This is a genomic window from Psychrobacter sp. AntiMn-1, from assembly GCF_001854065.1.
Classification (GTDB): Bacteria; Pseudomonadota; Gammaproteobacteria; order Pseudomonadales; family Moraxellaceae; genus Psychrobacter; species Psychrobacter pacificensis.
Genome location: NZ_CP012969.1, coordinates 1,992,038 through 2,009,816, shown reverse-complemented (window position 1 = coordinate 2,009,816; position 17,779 = coordinate 1,992,038). Strand labels below are relative to the sequence as shown.

The window sequence follows — 17,779 nt, the reverse complement described above, 5'->3', positions numbered from 1 at the left end:
ACAGTTACTCTATCGGAGATAGCTCACCATGCGCGCTTGAGCGCAGGTACTGTTTGGGCGCTTTCACTTTTGCACCAAGCTCGCTCGCCACATATCAGTAAAACCACCTCTAAACAAACGGTGCATCAGGACAATGCGCTTTTTCCAGCTCACTCTCCGTAGGCGCACGCAGCAGCGTAATCGGCGCTGTCTGCGCCGCTTGCCACTCAATCAAGCCAAGCTCGGCAAACTCACCCAGCCAGCCGCCCATAGGCCAATGTTGCCACTGATCATAAAAACGATTGGCATTGATAACGATGCTGTCCAAGTGATTCAGCGGCGGACGGCAAACGCCATGCTGCTGATGATAGACTAGCTCCCCAGTCAGATAAAACGGCATGCCGCACACGCGGGCGCGAAATGCAAAGTCGGTGTCCTCCGCGCCGTAGCCGACATAAGCGGTGTCAAAGCCGCCAAGCGCCTCAAACTGCTGGCGCGTGATGGCAAAGCATAAGCTCCAAAACGCGCCAAAGTCCTCGGTCTGCGTCATCGCGGCAGGCGCGAGTGAGTCTGTGGGCGCAAAGTTGGGACGGTAAGGGTTGTATACCGAGAGCGCATCTAGCGCGGCGTCATTCAGCATCCCTGCTGCCAGTGATGCCGACTCGGCGGCTGACAGCGGGCGCGTTAGATATTTGGGCTGCCCCATCAGCAGCGCGTTAGGATGCACCGTGAGCTTGCTATACAGTCCAGCGATGCTGTCCGCCGCAACCAGACAATCGACATCTAAGAATATCAGCGCATCATGGCTGGCGTGTGTGGCGCCGATATTGCGATTGTGCCCGATATCAAAGCGCGCTTGCTTATCGTTGCCATCATTCGTGGTCGGTATCTGTACGATGTTCAGCGCGTATTCGTTTAGGCGCTTGGGGTCGGCGTCGTTATTGACGATGATGACTTCGGCAGGTGGCGTACTGCTGTTGGCAAGGGCGGCAAGCAGATTGTATAAGTGCGTGTTGCGTCCATAACAGGTAGTGATGACGCTCACAGGCGCGGTCGGTCGCTTCGGGGAGATTGGGTCGTGATGCATCATAGGCTTAGTTTTTCTTATTATTAAATGAATATTAACGCTCAGGACGCAGCGCAAGTTTTGGCAACAGCCACTCATAAAACCATGCCTTGGTATCGTCATAGTCGCCAAAGCTGTGCATCAATGCGGCTGCCGAGGTGTCCAAATCAGGCACTGTTTGCAGGGTAGCGGTCGGCGTAGGCAACTGCCCGTTATCATTTTGCATTGTTTTACAAAAGTCATCCCAGCCCAGCGCCCGACCTTGCGCAATCAAGGCATTAGCGGTGGCGACTTGCTCGTCATGCGGGCGCGCATCAGGCTGTACGATAATGGGCGTCTGCTCGTAGTAGACCTGCGCGATGCTGTTTAGCCCGCACGCCATCAATATTGCATCGCTATGAACGATAAACGGGCGCACGTCTTTGACCTGCGTGGCAATATCGACCAAGTGGCGCATGTTATCACTAATAGGACCGAGCGAGATGATAAAGGCATCGGGCAATAGCTCACGCAGCTTGGGCAGGCGCGCATCAATCGCTTGGTGTCCGCCATAGCCTTTTATCACCGTGATGATGGGCGCGCCCTCACGATACGGCTGAGCATCATCTTTTAACTCATTGAGTAACGTCAAAAACTCGGAACGGGTCAAATCCGTACTGGGCGCTGTACCGATAAAATCCAAATATAGGCTTTTCTTTGGCATCCATTCTGGCGTGTCTATCGCTTCAAGGGCGCGCGGATACGGTGCGAGCATTGCCAGCGCCCCTTTAAAAGCCTCTACGTGCGGCATGTCATCCCGCACGCCAGTCAGGCGAACGTACAGGTAGGGCATACTGATCGTGCGACACAGCATGGCAATTTCCACACTAACATCAATGATCATCAGATCAATCTGCCGCGCGTCTAGCGCCTGTATCAGCTGATAGCTGCGCGCTTGAATGTCGCGATTGCCCACAGGCGAGTAGTGCAGGCTCTCAGGTTGCCAGTAGTGTCCCGCGCGACCTTTGAGTATATCGTCTGCGTGCTCATCTTCAGGCGCGAGGCGGACGACTTGCGCTTCACTGATATTGCTAAAGCTATAGTCCGCCGCAGACACGCTGGTAAAAACCGTGAACTGCGCGCGCACAGGCTCAGGCAGTAGCGCCGCCAGCTTGTCCGCCTGCCGACAATGCCCCGAGCCGTGATGATGGGCGTAATAACCGATGCGCACCCCTTAACCCTCAGCGTGCTGTGGTAAGGTGTCGAGACTTGACGTCGCTTGTGGTGGTGGCATCGAAGGTAAATGTTTGGGCGTGGCAGCACTGGGCTTTTGCGCTGTGGATAGCGATTGTTGTTCTGGTGTCAGCGTCTGATAATACAACTCCAAATAGCCATCGACCATCGTGGTATCAGCACAAAATAACTTGGCACGCGCACGGCACGCCGCCCGTGAGATGTTTTTGATGCTATAAAAGGCTTTGATAAAGGCGGCTTTGTCTTCTTTAGCGACCACAATGCCCGTTTCAGACGTGACAATCTCTGCGCACGCACCCACATCAAAGCCAATCACAGGCGTGCCGCAGGCGAGACTCTCTGCCAATATCAGCCCATACGGCTCATCCCACGTGCTGGTAAACAGCATCGCCGTCGCTTGACCTAAGTAGCGGTTAATCTCTGCTTTGGTTTTGTGACCGACATAGTCGAGCAAATCGCTGCCTTGCTGCTTGTCTTGGAGTAATAACGGCGCGACAGATTGTTCAAAATACTGCGCGTTGCTCTTAGGTCCTGCGATAATCAGGCGCTTGCCCGCCGCCAAGCAATATTGCATTGCCAAATGCGTGCCTTTTTCAGGACAAATACGCCCATACCACAGATACACCTCGTCATCGATGGCCTCAAGTTGCGCGTCAAAAGAGTCCACATCAATACCGTTATACACCACTTTAGATGGCACAAATTCGGCAAACAGTTTTTGCTGATAGGTACTAATCGAGGTGAATTGCGTATCGGTGCCCAGTTGTAGGGTCAATAATGCCAAGCGCAGCTGCGGAAAAATCGGCGTATGAAAGGTGGTAAAAAAGCGCTTGCCAAAGACCTGACCCATCATCATCGGAATGTGGTGCAAGCTGTGATTGTGTACCACATCAATCTCGCCGCGTCCGTCACGCTCGATAATATCGCGTAGCGCATGTTGATAGGCGAGGTACTGATACATCTCCTCGCGCCCCATCGCCACCGACTCATGCTCGTTTGGATAGACCATCGCCTCAAATTCTTGACGCGACAATAGCGGTACAAGGGTCGCCTTCGTCTGACTGTCAGCATGCGCGTAAAGCAGCACCTCGTGCCCCGCCGCGACCAGCTTATCACACAGCAGATGCGTAATCATCTCAAGCCCACCTGCGTAAGGCTCAGCAATCGGGTATAAAGAATGCGCAATGATAGCAATGCGTAAGGGTCGCTTCTGCGGCGTGACAGAAGCAGTGGGTAAAGATAAAGGGGGCATAATATTTCCTATGGCGGCGCTTATTCATCATCGTTATGGCCGCCGCTGTTATGTTGTTGTTATTGAAAATAAAGGTAAAAGTCAGGACAAAAATATGCGCAAAATAAAAAGTAAAATAAAGGTTAAAAGTTGATGGTCTGCTTATCTTGTACGCGATCAGTCGTCTCGATAAAGGGCATTTTTTGAATGTTTAGTGGTTTTACATATTCTGTATTTAATAAGGGAAAAGGTGCTGATGGTTCTGGTAAAGAAAGTAGGTACTCGGCTTCACTGGCCGCGCTGTAATTGGCTAAGGCAAGTCTTGCGGCAATGAGTTTTAAACCAAAGACGGTGAGCGCGCAGGCAAATAATATCGGGGAATAGGCCGCAGACAGCGGTGATACTAGTAGAGCAGTGAGTGCATTTAACATCAATAGTAATTTGGGTAAGGCACGGCGATTGGCGTGCTTTAGCGCTGATTGTGTGGCATCAGGAGCGATTTTTGGGGTACACACAAAGGGCTTTTGCCGTCCCCACAATACAGGCAACCAGCACAGCGCACCCACTTCCCAAAAGTTTAAATGCATCAGCCATGTGCGTAAGCGTTTGGCGATGGTGTGTCGATAGCCGCGCTGCATTTGCTGGGTGAGTGGGGCTTGGTCGCGTAAATATGCCCATAAGCGGCGCAGTAAAAATACGCCGTAACCTGTATAGACGACAGCCAAAATCGGTAACGCCCATGTGCTGTCATGGCCCACCATTAATGCAAACGCCATTACCATCACCGTGATAAGCTGAAGCAGGATTAAAATCCCTGTGCCATTGACCCATGCACTAAGCTGCGACAAGTGCGCGCGCTGATAACGGCGCTGCTCAGCTTTGCTGTGTTTGGTTGTCGCCATACTCGCGGCATACGTCGGATGCAGACGACGTAACAATGGCGCGGCAAGATAGCGACAAAAAATCTGCATATTGCCATATACCCAGCGCTGACGCTGTGCCAATAAATCACACAAGGTTGCGGGCAGCAGTCCTGTTGCAATCACTGTAGGAATAAAGGCGCTACGCATATCATGCTGATGCATGAGCACTCCCATCTGCGCGTCTTCGGTGATTGATGCGCCCGACCAGCCGCCCAGCTGCTGCAAATCACGACGCCGAATGACTGCATACGTGCCTGTCGATAAGGCGCGCATACGATTGCGCGGCTGATATAGGTGGTGGTTAAAGTAGTGATTCAGCTCGCTGTGAATGTCCTCAAGATGGGCGCTGCGATAAAACTGCGGAAACTGTAATAGTGTGTGCTCAGGATAGTCGTTAATGGCTTGTACCATCACCTCACGGGCATGCGGCAATGCTTCATAATCGCTATCCACCACCACGATATGACTACAGCGTCTATCCATCCATGCCAGCGCTAAGTTAAGCGCACCCGCTTTGTAGCCTGCAATCTCATCAATATGATAAAAGCGCACGTTGAGCGCGGCATCTAGCGATTCACAAAAGGCGGCCAGTGGTTGATAAAGAGATTTATCCGTATGGTTATTATCAATAATTAAGATTTCATCCACTGCCTGTTTGACAGCCAATAACGACTTAATGGTTGCAATCACAATCTCAGGTGGCTCCGCTCGTGTCATTAGCTGGAAGCTAAAGGCAATCGCGGCAGCAGTCGACTGAGATGATACGGGCGCAAAAACAGTATCTTGCACACCGTGCATCATACGAGACGCAGACGTTAAAGGAGTCATAATCTTTTATTCTTATCGTTATTAAGCTGTGGACGCTGGAAAAAGGGCCAGCAAATAGCGCTTTGGTTTTAATGAAATATTTAATTGGCGCTTGAGAGAACAATTTCATAGTAATACAAAGTTTGGTAACATATTGATTATTAAGTGTTAGTTTCTGCACTATCTCGTAATGTTACGTAAGTTTTTCAGTCATTAACTTAAGAAATTTAGTGAAGCATCGAAAATATAGAGACGAGGAGTCTGTATAAAAGAATAACTGGCGAAAAATAGTGAAATATAACCGCAAAAAAAATCCCGCCGTAGCGAGATTGTTTTGCTAGGGCGTGTCCCTATTTTAAAAATGGTGATAAAAAGGTTTATAGCGATAGGCGTTAAAAATCTGTCTTAGTCATGTCCTTATGTTGAGTGCGTCAACGCTTGAAAAAAATAGTTAAGAATAAAGCGCATATCAACCGCCATTCATGGCGCTAAACTTGTTAAAATAGGGCACCAATTTTTTATTGATGGATACTCACCTTATGACGACCGCATCATCGACGCCAACTATCAAGCAAGACCGCATTTTAATCCTCGATTTTGGCTCGCAATACAGTCAGTTAATCGCCCGCCGTGTGCGCGATTCTGGGGTATTTTGTGAGATGTTCCCTTATGACATCGACACTCAGCGTATCATCGATTTTGGTGCCAAGGGCATCATTTTATCGGGTGGCCCTGAGAGCGTCCATGCAGATAACAGCCCGCGTATCAATGACGCGGTGTTTGACCTAGGCGTGCCTGTATTGGGTATTTGCTACGGTATGCAAGCGATGGCAGATCGTTTTGGCGGGCAGGTTCATGCCAGTGATATCCATGAGTTTGGTGCGGCGACCATCGAAGTAAATGGTCACTCGCAGCTGACTGACGGTATCGAAGACAGCAAGACTGACGGCGCGGCTGCCAAGCTAAACGTTTGGATGAGCCATGGTGATAAAGTCATCGAAGCGCCTGAAGGCTTTGACATCGTTGCTAGTACGCCAAGCTGCCCGATTGCGATTATGGCTAATGATGACAAGCAATACTACGGTCTACAGTTCCACCCAGAAGTGACGCACACCCTACAAGGTCAAGCGCTGCTAGGTCGTTTTGTCCATCAGATTTGCGATTGTGCTGGTGAGTGGACGCCAGACAATATCGCTGATATGCGTATTGCGCAGCTCAAAGAGCAAATCGGTGACAAGCAAGTATTGCTCGGACTATCGGGCGGCGTGGACAGCTCAGTCGTTGCAGCACTACTGCACAAAGCCATTGGCGATCAGCTGACTTGTGTGTTTGTGGATAATGGTCTCTTGCGTCTGCATGAAGGCGATCAAGTGATGCAAGTGTTTGCCGAAAACATGGGCGTCAAAGTCATCCGTGTTGATGCCGAAGATCGTTTCTTAACCGCGCTGGCTGGCGAGTCGGATCCAGAGAAAAAACGCAAAATCATTGGTAAAACCTTCATCGACGTATTCGCTGATAGTGCGCGTCAAGTGAGCGAGCAGAGCGATGGTAAAGTTGTTGAGTTCTTAGCACAAGGGACGATTTACCCAGACGTGATCGAATCTGCTAAGTCACATCAAGGTAAAGCACACGTCATTAAGAGCCATCATAACGTTGGCGGTTTGCCAGATGACTTGGCGTTTGAATTGGTTGAGCCGTTACGCGATCTATTTAAAGATGAAGTGCGTAAACTTGGTATCACCCTTGGTCTACCAGAGAAGATGATTTACCGTCATCCGTTCCCAGGTCCAGGTCTAGGCGTGCGTATCTTGGGCGAAGTGAAAAAAGAATATGCTGATATCCTGCGCCTTGCCGATGCGATCTTTATGCAGGAGCTGGAGCGTTCGGGCTGGTATGACAAAACCGCGCAGGCCTTTGCGGTATTCCAGCCAATCAAATCAGTTGGCGTGGTCGGTGATGGCCGCCGTTATGCGTGGGTAATCGCGCTACGTGCAGTTGAGACCGTGGACTTTATGACCGCCCGCTTTGCGCATCTGCCGTATGATTTGATTGAAACGGTATCCAACCGCATCATGAACGAAATCAAAGACGTGTCGCGCGTGACTTATGATGTGTCGAGTAAGCCGCCTGCTACTATTGAATGGGAGTAGGGTTTATTTAGTACTTAAAAAGAAAAGAACGTAGCCTTGATGGTTGCGTTCTTTTTTTATAAATGCATCATTGAACTTAGACGATAACTAAGATAAGGATATTCTGTGCAACGCGCCTACTACTCAAACTCAATTCAAGAGTTTTTATTGAATTCCGAAGATAGCATTCTAGGTCAATTAACAGCAAATCATAGCAATAGAACACTTGAAGAATTACAGGTCACTGCGTGGCGAAAACAAATTAAAATTTTAAAAGACCAGCTTGCTTCATTTGAAGGGCAAATCTATTTTGAATTTGCCATACCTAGGATGGGTAAAAGAGTAGATAATATAATTATTATAAATAATGTCATCTTTATCGTCGAGTTTAAGGTTAGCGACGGAGGTTATTCAAAACATGCTATAGAACAAACTATTGACTATACCATTGATCTAAAGAATTTTCATGAAGGCAGTCATCATGCTAAATTAGTACCCATTTTGGTTGTAACAGAGGCTAAAACGTCTATCTTTGTTGAAGACAATATAACTATTATAAATCATCAAGATGTTGCTAAAACAAACCAATATGATTTAACTCAAACGCTTAGCCGTTTTATCAATGAGGATACTTCAGCTGTCGATGTACTACGTTGGGAAAACTCAATTTATAAACCTACTCCGACGATAGTTGAGGCTGCTCAGGCACTATATAAAGGTCATAATGTCAAAGAAATCACGCGATCAGACTCAGGTGCTATCAATCTCAGTAAAACGACAGATCAACTGAATCGAATTATTGAAGAATCAAAGCACAATGAAAAGAAATCTATTTGCTTTGTTACCGGTGTACCTGGTGCTGGGAAAACCTTGGCTGGTTTGAATATTGCCGTTCAAAGAATGAAAGCTGATGAAGATGAGCATGCTGTTTTTCTTTCTGGTAACAGTCCTTTAGTTGAGGTATTGCGAGAAGCTTTGACTAGAGATGCTGTAGATATATCTAAACAGACAGACGACAAGCTGACTAAAAAACAAGCTGCTATAAAAGCGAATGCGTTTATACAAAATATTCATCACTTTCGAGATGATAATCTGAAATCTGTAAAAGCGCCAACTGAGAAAGTAGTTGTTTTCGATGAAGCACAAAGAGCCTGGACTCAAGCACAAGCCAGCTCTTTTATGAAAAGAAAAAAGGGTCTTGAAAACTTTAATATGTCAGAACCTGAGTTCTTAATTGACGTTATGAATAGACATAATGAATGGTGTACCATTGTATGCTTGATCGGAGGTGGCCAAGAAATTAATACTGGTGAAGCCGGATTAGAAGAATGGATAAATTCTCTAGGCAAGAAATTTTCAAATTGGGATATTTACTACTCTGAACAAATTCTTGATAGCGACAACTATGTTAAGTCTCAAAGTGCTAAGAACTGGTTGATAGAGAATGGTCATAGTGAGTCCGAATTACATCTGGCTGTATCAGTTAGATCATTCCGGTCTGAGAAGCTATCTTATTTTATTCACGAGCTTTTAGACTTAAATTATAATGCCGCTAAAAATATTTATGCACAGATTAAAACGGATTATCCTATTTTCATTACAAGAGATATTGACGCTGCTAAAAAATGGTTACGAGATCAAGCAAAAGGAAGCGAGAGAATCGGGTTGATTAGTTCATCTGGTGCCAAAAGATTAAGACCTTTGGGTATAGACGTTAAAAATACTATTTCAGCACCTAGCTGGTTTTTAAATGGTAGTAGGGATATTCGTTCCTCTTACTTTTTAGAAGAGGTAGCGACAGAGTTTGATATACAAGGTCTAGAAATCGATTGGGCATGTGTGGCTTGGGGTGGTAATTTTCATTTAAAGGATGGTAGCTGGCAGTATTTAAACTTTAAAGGCACTAAATGGCAAATCATTGGTCAAGAGATAACCAAGGAATATTTAAAAAACACCTATCGCGTATTACTCACTAGAGCTAGACAAGGTATGATTATTTATATACCAAGAGGTGATACTCTTGATCATACAAGACCTAAAGAGTATTACGATGGCACTTGGAATTATTTAAAGTCAGTTGGAATTCAAGAATTGAAGTAGTTTATACAATAATAAGAACACCCACTGCTTGAGTGGGTGTTTGTGTATAAAAATAGACGAGTTATCAAAACCCTAACCCCGAACATTCACCACATAACGCCCAACCACCTTACTCGAAATAAAGCGATCTAAGTATTCAGGCGTTTGCTCAAGGGTAATTTCTTCAGCATAACCCTCAAGGTCAGGCAATTTCATATCGGTTGAAACGCGCTGCCAAATCGCTTTTTTGTCCTCAAGTGGGATAAGTACCGAGTCGATACCCAATAATGACACTGCTCTGGTGATAAATGGCATGACCGTCATCGAAAACTCCGCACCGCCCGCTAGGCCGCAACTGGTCACTGCGCCGCCCGCTTTGGTTTGCTTGAGCAAATTAGCTAGATAATCGCCACCGAGCGTATCAATGGCATTGGCCCACAGCTCACGGCCGATAGGTTTGCTACCGATTTCATTGATCGTATCGCGATGACGGACTTCGCTTGCGCCAAGATCTTTTAGATAATCGCTTTGTTCAGGCTTACCTGAGAAGGCGATAACCTCGTAGCCCAATTGACTTAATATAGCGATACTGATACTACCGACGCCGCCCGTTGCGCCCGTGACGGCGACTGGTCCGTCTTCAGGTTTTGCGCCCATTTTCTCAAGCTTTTGCACGCTTAAGGCTGCGGTTAGGCCGCCAGTACCATAAATCATTGCTTCTTTTAATGTTAATGATTTTGGACATTCTATCGCCCAATCAGCGGGTATCGAGATTATCTGGCCAAGCCCGCCTGCGGTGTCCATGCCGAGATCATAGCCGAATACCAATACTTCTTGCCCTGCGCTAAACGTGCCTGATTTGTCACTGACGACGACACCAGCCGCGTCAATACCAGGGGTATGCGGATAGTTTCTGGTGATTCTTTTATTGCCCGTGGCTGACATGGCATCTTTGTAGTTCAATGATGAATAATTCACTTCGATGAGCAAGTCATTCTCTGGTAAGTCACTGACTTTGCGCTCTTGAATGCTTTTTTTGAATTCGCCGTCGTTAGTTTCTTCAACGACTAAGGCTTTAAATGTTTTCTCGTTTGACATAGTGATATCCCTATTACGTTTTATTGTTTATGTTCATGAGTCATGGCTTAACTATCGCATGCTTCATTATCTCATGACTACAAAGTCACTAAAGCAAAAAAATCCCACTGTACTTCAGGATAAATACAAACGGGCTTCTTCTTATTTTATGCTACCTCTGATGATAATAGTCATTGAAAGGTTAGTGTGTAAATTATAGTTTTGACAATACTTTAAAGTTACTAAGGTTTTAATAGTACCTTACCTTTTTTGCCAGATTGCACATCACCTGAGGCGGCTTTGGTAATCTCATCAAGCCCATAAACCGCTTCAATTGGTAATTTTAGATTGCCGTTGGTCGCGCGCTCTAGTAGTTCATCAATCAGACGCTGTTTGTTGTCCAGATCCATTTCTTGGCTGGTTTTGCTGCCCCAGAAGCCTTTGACGATAGCTTGCTTAAAGATCAGGCTGCCAGCGTCTAGTTGCATTGGTTTACCTGACATAATACCAAACGAGACCAACGTGCCGTTGCTACCGAGTAACGATAGCAGCTCATTGCTTGATTCGCCACCGACGGAGTCCACAGCAGCGGTGATCTTGTCCTTACCGATGATAGCGCGGACTTGGTCTTGCCAGTCATCATCAGCGGTGACGACATTGTTTTTGATATCTAGCGCGGTCAGCTCTTCTAACGAGTCTTTGCTACGCACGAGATTAATGGTGTTCACACCGCGTGCCGCTGCCAGCATGGCTAGTGTTTTACCAACAGCACCATTAGCCGCATTATGGATGATCCATTGTCCACTATCTACTTCTAGGAATTCAAGCAGCATCAAGGCGGATAATGGCATAGCAATCAGCTGCGCGGCCAGTTCGTCTTCGATGCTATTAGGGATGACAAATACCATATTGGCAGGGGCGACAAAATACTCTGCCCACGTTTCGTGCACACTGGCACAGGCCACGCGCTGACCGATGCTTAAGTCTGTGACCTCATCACCGACCGCATCAATAATTCCTAACGCTTCACTACCGCCAACCGCTGGCATTTCTGGCTTGTAGCCGTATTGCCCGCTGACCGTTAGCATGTCGTGGTTATGAATGGGGGAAAAGATGGTTTTGATACGGACTTCGTTGGCAGCAGGCTGCGGCATAGGACGCTCGCCCACGCTCAGTACGTCGGAAGGTTTGCCAAAGTGATCATAAGTAGCAACGCGCATAAATCATCCTTAATCAATTATTTGTTGTTATGTGTGTGGGACCCAGACCATCACATTATGGTTATGGTGTAGCTATCGTACTGTGTGATCTGGTTTAAATATAATCAGTATGAGTCATACTATAGATAACAATAGACTGGTCGTCTAGTAAATAGATGATAACATTATGTATGGTTTTGTTTCAGGTGGATTAAATGCTCAGGCATTGTCTTGACAGCATAGATATTGATTGCTGCATTTGATAAAGATGAGCAGTCGCCATACTGATCATGTACAGACATAGTGCTTGAGACGTCAATGACACGGCGCTATATGGAAAGAGATTGACTATATAGAGGCTTAATAAAATAGGGACTTAATAAAACTCAATGCGACTAAGGATGTGCTCCTGCACCATATAAGCACAAAAATACGCGCTGGGCCACGCCACGATAAAGGCCAATCCCCACGAGTGCATCAGCTCGGTAAAAAAACCGTCAATATAGCCCACCTTTATAAGCAATAATACGGTTGAAATGATGAGTGACATCATCATCGCCATAAGACCGGTAAAGATCAGGCGATAGTATTTGCGGCGGGTGCGTATTCTGATGGTGGGAAAGTTGGCCATAGTTTCGATTGTCCTACAAGTGATAGCAGTGCTCATGATACTCCGTGATGACGGACTGGTAAAATCGTTATTATCAATCGTCAGGTTTGCTATAGATTCATAACCATCTTTTTATCTTGAGAAAAACAATATCTCTAGATAATGCGCTCTTCTAGAGAGCAACTTTTGCTACGATAATCTATGATAAGTAAGACTAAACGATAAATAGGAAAATAGCGCTATTGGATACGCAGTTTACGATGACGCAGGGTTTTTATAAGCAGCGTCTGATTGATGCAGGATTAAAAGTATTGATACCTGCCGAGGACGAGCGGGCAGAGGTACATCGTATCATCAAAAAAGAGCTGTGCGTCGGTAAGTTCAAAGACAGCTCACGCGAATATTATATCGATGTCATAACTAAGCTTGCTGAGCAAGGAGCAGAGGGGGTGATACTAGGCTGTACTGAGGTTGGCCTGTTGATCACGCAAGACGACAGTCTGATCCCTGTATTTGATACTACAGTGATTCATGCCGCCGCTGCGGTAAGGTTTTTAGTGGATAAGGATTTTACTTGAATAATGCAAAGAGTAAATAAACTGTGCTGCTAGCGCTTATCCTTATTAACTCAGGACAGATCTAACTACTACCATGAACCTTTTTGTACACTTTGATGATACGGCGCAGCGGTAACCGTCTCCATGGTGTCGTTGGCAAGGCAAATAGGAGCATGGTTTTGGCGATAGCCCCTTTGGTAAGGTCACGCGATTTACTGGAGGGCGTACTCGTGTCGCTCAAGGTGCATCCTTTTATGCCACTTTGATTGGGCTTTGATAAGTGTCAGTTGGGTTTATAGTCGAACCACTATTAAAGTGTTACAGCGTTAGACTCGTTTAGCCTACTACTGTAGTACTTGCACTCGTCTGCCTTGTACCACTTTTAATATTGATTGACTATAATTGAGAATAGATAGTGAGCTTAGGGTTGTAGTTATAACCACTACTGCTATAAAGCGCTCCTATTATAAATAACAATGCTTAAGCTATCTGGGCTAGAAAGGTAAACAAGAGCTAACGATAGTCTTGTATATGAACATAGAAGATAAGGTTTGACTAGAAGGTTATAAATTAAAAAATCTAGGCACAAGTTTAGCGCTAAAATCAAAGTCAGATTTTGTTTCCGCCTTAATTCTAAACAAGGATGTCTTTATGCTATTTAAACGCTTAGGCCTTGCCGCACTATTTAGTCTCTCTATCGTAGGCTGTACCACAGCGCCCAATACGCTTGCCATTAACACTACCCAAAAAATTATCCAATATGAGCGCAATAAGTCTGATCTGGATGTCAAATCATTCACGCTAACTTCTGGCGACAAGTTAGTTTATGCCGAAAATAACAATCTCACCGCCGAGCCACTACTTCTCATTCACGGTTTTGGCGGTAATAAGGACAACTTCACCCGTATCGCTGACGAGTTAGAGAACTATCATCTGATCATTCCTGATCTGCTGGGTTTTGGTGAGTCGAGCAAACCTATGAGCGCAGACTATCGCTCACAGGCACAGGCCATGCGCTTACATGAGCTGTTGCAAGCTAAAGGATTGGCAGGCAATATTCACATCGGCGGTAACTCGATGGGCGGCGCGATCAGTGTCGCGTATGCTGCAAAGTACCCAAAAGACGTCAAGAGTCTGTGGCTTGTCGATAGCGCAGGGTTTTGGTCAGCAGGCGTGCCAAAATCGCTTGAGGGCGCAACCCTTGAGAACAACCCATTGCTGATCAATAGCAAAGAGGACTTCTATAAGATGTACGATTTTGTCATGTATAAGCCGCCTTATTTGCCCAAGTCAGTCAAAGCGGTATTCGCGCAAGAGCGTATCAATAACAAGGAGTTGGACGCCAAAATCCTTGAGCAAATCGTCACTGATAATGTCGAGGAGCGCGCTCAAATCATCGCGAACTATCATATTCCAACGCTCGTGGTTTGGGGTGATAAAGATCAAGTCATCAAACCTGAAACGGTCAATGTGATCAAAGACATCATCCCGCAAGCGCAAGTCATTATGATGGAAGATATCGGTCACGTGCCGATGATAGAGGCGGTAGAGCAAACGGCGGAGGATTATAAAGGGTTTCGTGCAACGCTGAAGGGTCAGTAATTCACAAACCTTTTATTAATCGTGTCAGTAAGGCGTCTGTACTTTCGTTTTTGACTAACGTGACGCCTTGCCCTGCCCATAACGACAGATGCTCGGCGTCCAAACGCTTGGCCGCATCCGCTCGCATAAACTTGGTCATGGCGTTTAATTGTGGATAAGGCGGTAGCGCATCTGCACACTCAAACTGAGCAAAATCACGCAAATAGTTGTTTAATAATCCACGTGCAAGCTTGCCTGAGAACAATCTGGTTAAGCGCGTCTCAGTACTGCGTAACCCTTGACTGGCATCAATAAGCGCTTGTTTATACGTATCATTAATACCGCATTGATCTGTGGTCAAAAACGCCGTTCCCATTTGCACAAGCTCAGCGCCTGCCGCTTGTACTGCCTTGATATCCTGTCCCGTCATAATGCCACCTGCGGCAATCAACGGAATATCTGTGCAAGCGTGCGTTTGGCTAATCAGCGTCAATAATCCTAGAGGATCAGTTTCACTTTGTGGCAACCAGCCACCGCGATGACCGCCAGCTTCTACGCCTTGTACACAAACTGCGTCTGCCCCAATATCACTCCATGCTTTCGCTTCCAGTGGATGGTTTGCCGTACCGATGACGCGCGTACCGACACGTTGCAGACGCTGAACTTGCTCGGCACGGATAATACCAAAAGTAAAACTGGCGACAGGCACAGGGTTGTCATAGAGGACTTGCAACTGCTCAGCAAAGCTCTGTGCTGGACGCGTGGGTAGCGTAAATTCTATATTCTGCTCTTGGTAATAATTACTCAGCCAATTCGGCATGGCGGTGTCAAAGCTGCTCGACTCCTGCTCAGATAGCACCATCAGATTGACCATAAAAGGACGGTCGGTCAGGGTCTTAATCGTATCGATTTGGCTATTCAAAACGTCTGGCGCGGTCATGCCAGCGCCTAATGAACCCAGTCCACCAAAGTTACTGACACTCGCAATCAGCTTAGGGGTGGTGGCACCGCCTGCCATTGGCGCTTGGATAATCGGATAGGTGAGGTTAAGTGTATTGAGTAAGCTCATGAATGGCTCCTTTTTATTAGGATATTTGCATGACTTACTGTAACAGAGGTAGGCGGTGCGCGTGTTGGATAGTGTTTATTTAGTTGCTGAATAGGGTGGTGGGTTTTGGCTATAAATTCGTAGTTAAAATAGTTGACTATAAAACTGTAGTTAAAGCTTATTAATGCATATACTTGATATTACTAAATGTCTAGCCAAAGAAAGTTGAAATAAATAATGAATAAAATATCTCAAATTACTCGACGCAATATATTTGATATCTTAAAAATAGAAGAGATTTGGTGGGCAGGAAAGCTAAATGAAACAGAGTTTTTATCTAGAATTTATGATTTAGAGAGCATGCCTTCTACAGATTCTAGATACGAAAATGCCGCAGGTGATATATGGCAACACAGAATTAATAATTATGACTGGGAGGATGATTGGGTATTCAGTGATGCAAGATTTAACTTGCTAAATTGCGATGACGCCTCTCTTTTGAACTTTCTCTGTCTGATGATACATCCAATGGTAAGAACTGATCAAAAGGAAGTTGAAAGAATAACAAAGGTACTCAACGATAATTTGTATCATGATGAGTTCGAGATTGTTGAAACAACCAAAATATCTGGTAGACCAGTTTTTAGTGGAAAAATGAAGTTTACAGGAAAAACATCGATCGAAAGAAAAAGTAATGAAATCAAAGTTATTTTTAACGCTGAGTACGTTTCTCAGCAGATTAACTTAATGGAATCATCAATTGAAACTTCACCTTATCAAGCGATAGGAGTAGCGAAAGAGTTGATTGAAACTGCTTGTAAATCAATCTTTAAAAGTAGGCAAGAAGAATACAATAAAAACTGGGACTTATCTAAATTAATGAAAGAAACCACTAAGCTGCTCAAAATTACGCCTGACAATATATCTAATGAAGCAAAAGCAGCGAGTTCGATACGACAGATTCTAGGTAGCTTGTCTGCTGTTGTCCAAGGCATTGCAGAGGTTAGAAACGAATATGGTAGTGGTCATGGCAAAGATAGTGATTTCAAAGGTCTACAACCTAGGCACGCTAAGTTAGCAGTTGGAGCATCATCTACCTTAGCTATATATCTACTAGAAACACATGAAATGAGAAAAGATAGCTAAGAAAACTGACCCATTTTTATAACTCAGCAGCCCAACCACATCATCACCGCTAATCAGCAAATTCCAATGATACGCCCTAAACAGACTGAATCTAGTTCTCTATTTCAACAAATTTATCGTTAGTATGATGCCGAACCCGTCTGGATCAGTCAGCTCAATACCGTTTTCATTCCAATAAAGATTTTGTGAGGTAACTGCTAGTATCTCTGCCTGTTTCGTTCTCTCTATAATGGCTTGGATTTCCTCTTCACTATCTAACTAAGTAAAATACGATCAAATTGTCCTTGTCAGGATGATGGTTTGCTTTATCAGCGGAATAGGTAAACTCCATATGCTAATCCTGATCGGGAAATCCTAAAAAAACACCATCGTAACCATTATGATCTTTGAAGCCGCCCAGCTTTTCCAGTCCAATAATATTCTGATAAAAATCAATAAGGGTGCCCAAATTATTGGTGTGCCGTGCATATCGAAATTTCATAAGTATCCTTACTCAATCCTAGTACTGCGGTGGCCATGGACGATCACGATCGCTCTCTATCCATTCGGCGACATAGCCGGTTGGCGGCATATCCCAATCAGATTGTCCCAATACTGCCAGTACTTGTGCCGTGTCAATCACCCGACCGCCTTTGGTCACGCCCGTACGCAGTAGCGCAGATGAGCAAGGTTTGCCCTTGACCCACATGGATTGTTCAATATAGAGCCAACGCGCATCGATACCGACGATTTTGGTTTTTAGCGTGACCTTTTCAAACGCACGAATACGCTTGCGATATTGGATGGTACTGCCAGCGATGACCAGACCCCAACGCTGTTTTAGCAGCTGCGTGCCAAGTCCGCTACGCACCGCAAAGTCCATACGCCCCAAATCATACAGCGTGAATACGCGACCGTTATTCATCTCCAAGAAGTTATCGATATCCGTCAGGCGACAGCGAAACTGGATCTCGCTGGTTTCTTTTAGGGTCAAGGTATCGCCCTTTTTTGCTTTTAAGGCGGCATGAGCGATGGTGCTGGCATAACGGATAAATGGGTACATAAAGTCGTCTCGAAGGTTTAAAGGACAGTATTAAAAATCGTTAAATTAGGAGCTATTGTCAGGGCTACTTAG

The 17,779-nt window shown here is 45.6% G+C and carries 16 protein-coding genes and 1 pseudogene; 5 read left to right on the top strand and 12 right to left on the bottom strand.

Annotated elements, in window-relative coordinates:
- Window positions 1-109: 109 nt before the first annotated feature.
- The 4 genes from AOT82_RS08530 to AOT82_RS08515 all read right to left on the bottom strand — a co-directional run bounded on the left by AOT82_RS08530 (window position 110) and on the right by AOT82_RS08515 (window position 5,260).
- Window positions 110-1,069: a glycosyltransferase family 2 protein gene (locus AOT82_RS08530; protein ID WP_071002654.1), complete on the bottom strand. Its 960-nt coding sequence runs from the start codon at window positions 1,067-1,069 to the stop codon at window positions 110-112.
- A gap of 31 nt (window positions 1,070-1,100) precedes the next feature.
- Window positions 1,101-2,255: a hypothetical protein gene (locus AOT82_RS08525; protein WP_071002653.1), complete on the bottom strand. Its 1,155-nt coding sequence runs from the start codon at window positions 2,253-2,255 to the stop codon at window positions 1,101-1,103.
- Window positions 2,256-2,258: 3 nt separating this feature from the next.
- Window positions 2,259-3,530: a glycosyltransferase gene (locus AOT82_RS08520; RefSeq protein WP_071002652.1), complete on the bottom strand. Its 1,272-nt coding sequence runs from the start codon at window positions 3,528-3,530 to the stop codon at window positions 2,259-2,261.
- 122 nt (window positions 3,531-3,652) lie between these two features.
- Complete coding sequence (locus AOT82_RS08515; protein ID WP_071002651.1) at window positions 3,653-5,260, bottom strand: glycosyltransferase family 2 protein; 1,608 nt, start codon at window positions 5,258-5,260, stop codon at window positions 3,653-3,655.
- A 518-nt stretch (window positions 5,261-5,778) separates the two neighbouring features.
- Here AOT82_RS08515 and guaA point away from each other — a divergent pair.
- On the top strand, window positions 5,779-7,389 hold the full coding sequence (gene guaA, locus AOT82_RS08510) for a glutamine-hydrolyzing GMP synthase (RefSeq protein WP_071002650.1): 1,611 nt from the start codon (window positions 5,779-5,781) through the stop codon (window positions 7,387-7,389).
- 105 nt (window positions 7,390-7,494) lie between these two features.
- Window positions 7,495-9,468, top strand: coding sequence for a DUF2075 domain-containing protein (locus AOT82_RS08505; protein WP_071002649.1), 1,974 nt, complete (start codon window positions 7,495-7,497; stop codon window positions 9,466-9,468).
- Window positions 9,469-9,540: 72 nt separating this feature from the next.
- Here AOT82_RS08505 and AOT82_RS08500 read toward each other — a convergent pair whose 3' ends face one another.
- The 3 genes from AOT82_RS08500 to AOT82_RS08490 form a co-directional block, all read right to left on the bottom strand.
- Entirely contained in the window at window positions 9,541-10,545 is a 1,005-nt protein-coding gene (locus AOT82_RS08500; protein WP_071002648.1) for a YhdH/YhfP family quinone oxidoreductase, read from the bottom strand.
- Window positions 10,546-10,766: 221 nt separating this feature from the next.
- Window positions 10,767-11,744 (bottom strand): zinc-binding dehydrogenase, encoded by a 978-nt coding sequence (locus AOT82_RS08495; protein ID WP_071002647.1) that lies wholly within the window; start codon window positions 11,742-11,744, stop codon window positions 10,767-10,769.
- A gap of 355 nt (window positions 11,745-12,099) precedes the next feature.
- Window positions 12,100-12,354, bottom strand: a complete 255-nt coding sequence (locus AOT82_RS08490) for a DUF2798 domain-containing protein (RefSeq protein ID WP_071002646.1) — start codon at window positions 12,352-12,354, stop codon at window positions 12,100-12,102.
- 200 nt (window positions 12,355-12,554) lie between these two features.
- On the opposite strand from AOT82_RS08490, the gene AOT82_RS08485 reads away from it, so the two are divergent.
- Window positions 12,555-12,911, top strand: a complete 357-nt coding sequence (locus AOT82_RS08485) for an aspartate/glutamate racemase family protein (RefSeq protein WP_227517207.1) — start codon at window positions 12,555-12,557, stop codon at window positions 12,909-12,911.
- Window positions 12,912-12,972: 61 nt separating this feature from the next.
- Here the strand turns inward: AOT82_RS08485 and AOT82_RS13850 are convergent, their stop codons facing one another.
- The gene (locus AOT82_RS13850) at window positions 12,973-13,131 is read right to left on the bottom strand and encodes a hypothetical protein (protein ID WP_156770986.1); all 159 of its coding nucleotides are present in this window, start codon (window positions 13,129-13,131) and stop codon (window positions 12,973-12,975) included.
- Window positions 13,132-13,541: 410 nt separating this feature from the next.
- On the opposite strand from AOT82_RS13850, the gene AOT82_RS08480 reads away from it, so the two are divergent.
- Window positions 13,542-14,492: an alpha/beta hydrolase gene (locus AOT82_RS08480; protein ID WP_071002645.1), complete on the top strand. Its 951-nt coding sequence runs from the start codon at window positions 13,542-13,544 to the stop codon at window positions 14,490-14,492.
- A 1-nt stretch (window position 14,493) separates the two neighbouring features.
- On the opposite strand, the gene AOT82_RS08475 is transcribed toward AOT82_RS08480, so the two are convergent.
- Complete coding sequence (locus AOT82_RS08475) at window positions 14,494-15,540, bottom strand: NAD(P)H-dependent flavin oxidoreductase (protein WP_071002644.1); 1,047 nt, start codon at window positions 15,538-15,540, stop codon at window positions 14,494-14,496.
- Window positions 15,541-15,756: 216 nt separating this feature from the next.
- On the opposite strand from AOT82_RS08475, the gene AOT82_RS08470 reads away from it, so the two are divergent.
- Window positions 15,757-16,665: an abortive infection family protein gene (locus AOT82_RS08470; RefSeq protein WP_071002643.1), complete on the top strand. Its 909-nt coding sequence runs from the start codon at window positions 15,757-15,759 to the stop codon at window positions 16,663-16,665.
- Between the two features lie 99 nt (window positions 16,666-16,764).
- On the opposite strand, the pseudogene AOT82_RS14330 reads toward AOT82_RS08470, so the two are convergent.
- The 3 genes and pseudogenes from AOT82_RS14330 to AOT82_RS08460 all read right to left on the bottom strand — a co-directional run.
- Window positions 16,765-16,908: pseudogene (locus tag AOT82_RS14330) on the bottom strand (hypothetical protein); the annotation flags it as partial.
- A 91-nt stretch (window positions 16,909-16,999) separates the two neighbouring features.
- On the bottom strand, window positions 17,000-17,146 hold the full coding sequence (locus AOT82_RS13845; protein ID WP_156770985.1) for a hypothetical protein: 147 nt from the start codon (window positions 17,144-17,146) through the stop codon (window positions 17,000-17,002).
- 18 nt (window positions 17,147-17,164) lie between these two features.
- Complete coding sequence (locus tag AOT82_RS08460) at window positions 17,165-17,707, bottom strand: acyl-CoA thioesterase (protein WP_071002642.1); 543 nt, start codon at window positions 17,705-17,707, stop codon at window positions 17,165-17,167.
- Window positions 17,708-17,779: the final 72 nt, after the last annotated feature.

Bases quoted from the DNA above. Each gene is read 5' to 3' on its own strand.
- AOT82_RS08475 (WP_071002644.1), bottom strand. From the start codon at position 15,540: ATGAGCTTACTCAATACACTTAACCTCACCTATCCGATTATCCAAGCG.
- AOT82_RS08490 (WP_071002646.1), bottom strand. From the start codon at position 12,354: ATGGCCAACTTTCCCACCATCAGAATACGCACCCGCCGCAAATACTAT.
- AOT82_RS08495 (WP_071002647.1), bottom strand. From the start codon at position 11,744: ATGCGCGTTGCTACTTATGATCACTTTGGCAAACCTTCCGACGTACTG.
- AOT82_RS08480 (WP_071002645.1), top strand. From the start codon at position 13,542: ATGCTATTTAAACGCTTAGGCCTTGCCGCACTATTTAGTCTCTCTATC.
- AOT82_RS08500 (WP_071002648.1), bottom strand. From the start codon at position 10,545: ATGTCAAACGAGAAAACATTTAAAGCCTTAGTCGTTGAAGAAACTAAC.
- AOT82_RS13845 (WP_156770985.1), bottom strand. From the start codon at position 17,146: ATGAAATTTCGATATGCACGGCACACCAATAATTTGGGCACCCTTATT.
- AOT82_RS08460 (WP_071002642.1), bottom strand. From the start codon at position 17,707: ATGTACCCATTTATCCGTTATGCCAGCACCATCGCTCATGCCGCCTTA.
- AOT82_RS08515 (WP_071002651.1), bottom strand. From the start codon at position 5,260: ATGACTCCTTTAACGTCTGCGTCTCGTATGATGCACGGTGTGCAAGAT.
- AOT82_RS08520 (WP_071002652.1), bottom strand. From the start codon at position 3,530: ATGCCCCCTTTATCTTTACCCACTGCTTCTGTCACGCCGCAGAAGCGA.
- guaA (WP_071002650.1), top strand. From the start codon at position 5,779: ATGACGACCGCATCATCGACGCCAACTATCAAGCAAGACCGCATTTTA.
- AOT82_RS08530 (WP_071002654.1), bottom strand. From the start codon at position 1,069: ATGATGCATCACGACCCAATCTCCCCGAAGCGACCGACCGCGCCTGTG.
- AOT82_RS08470 (WP_071002643.1), top strand. From the start codon at position 15,757: ATGAATAAAATATCTCAAATTACTCGACGCAATATATTTGATATCTTA.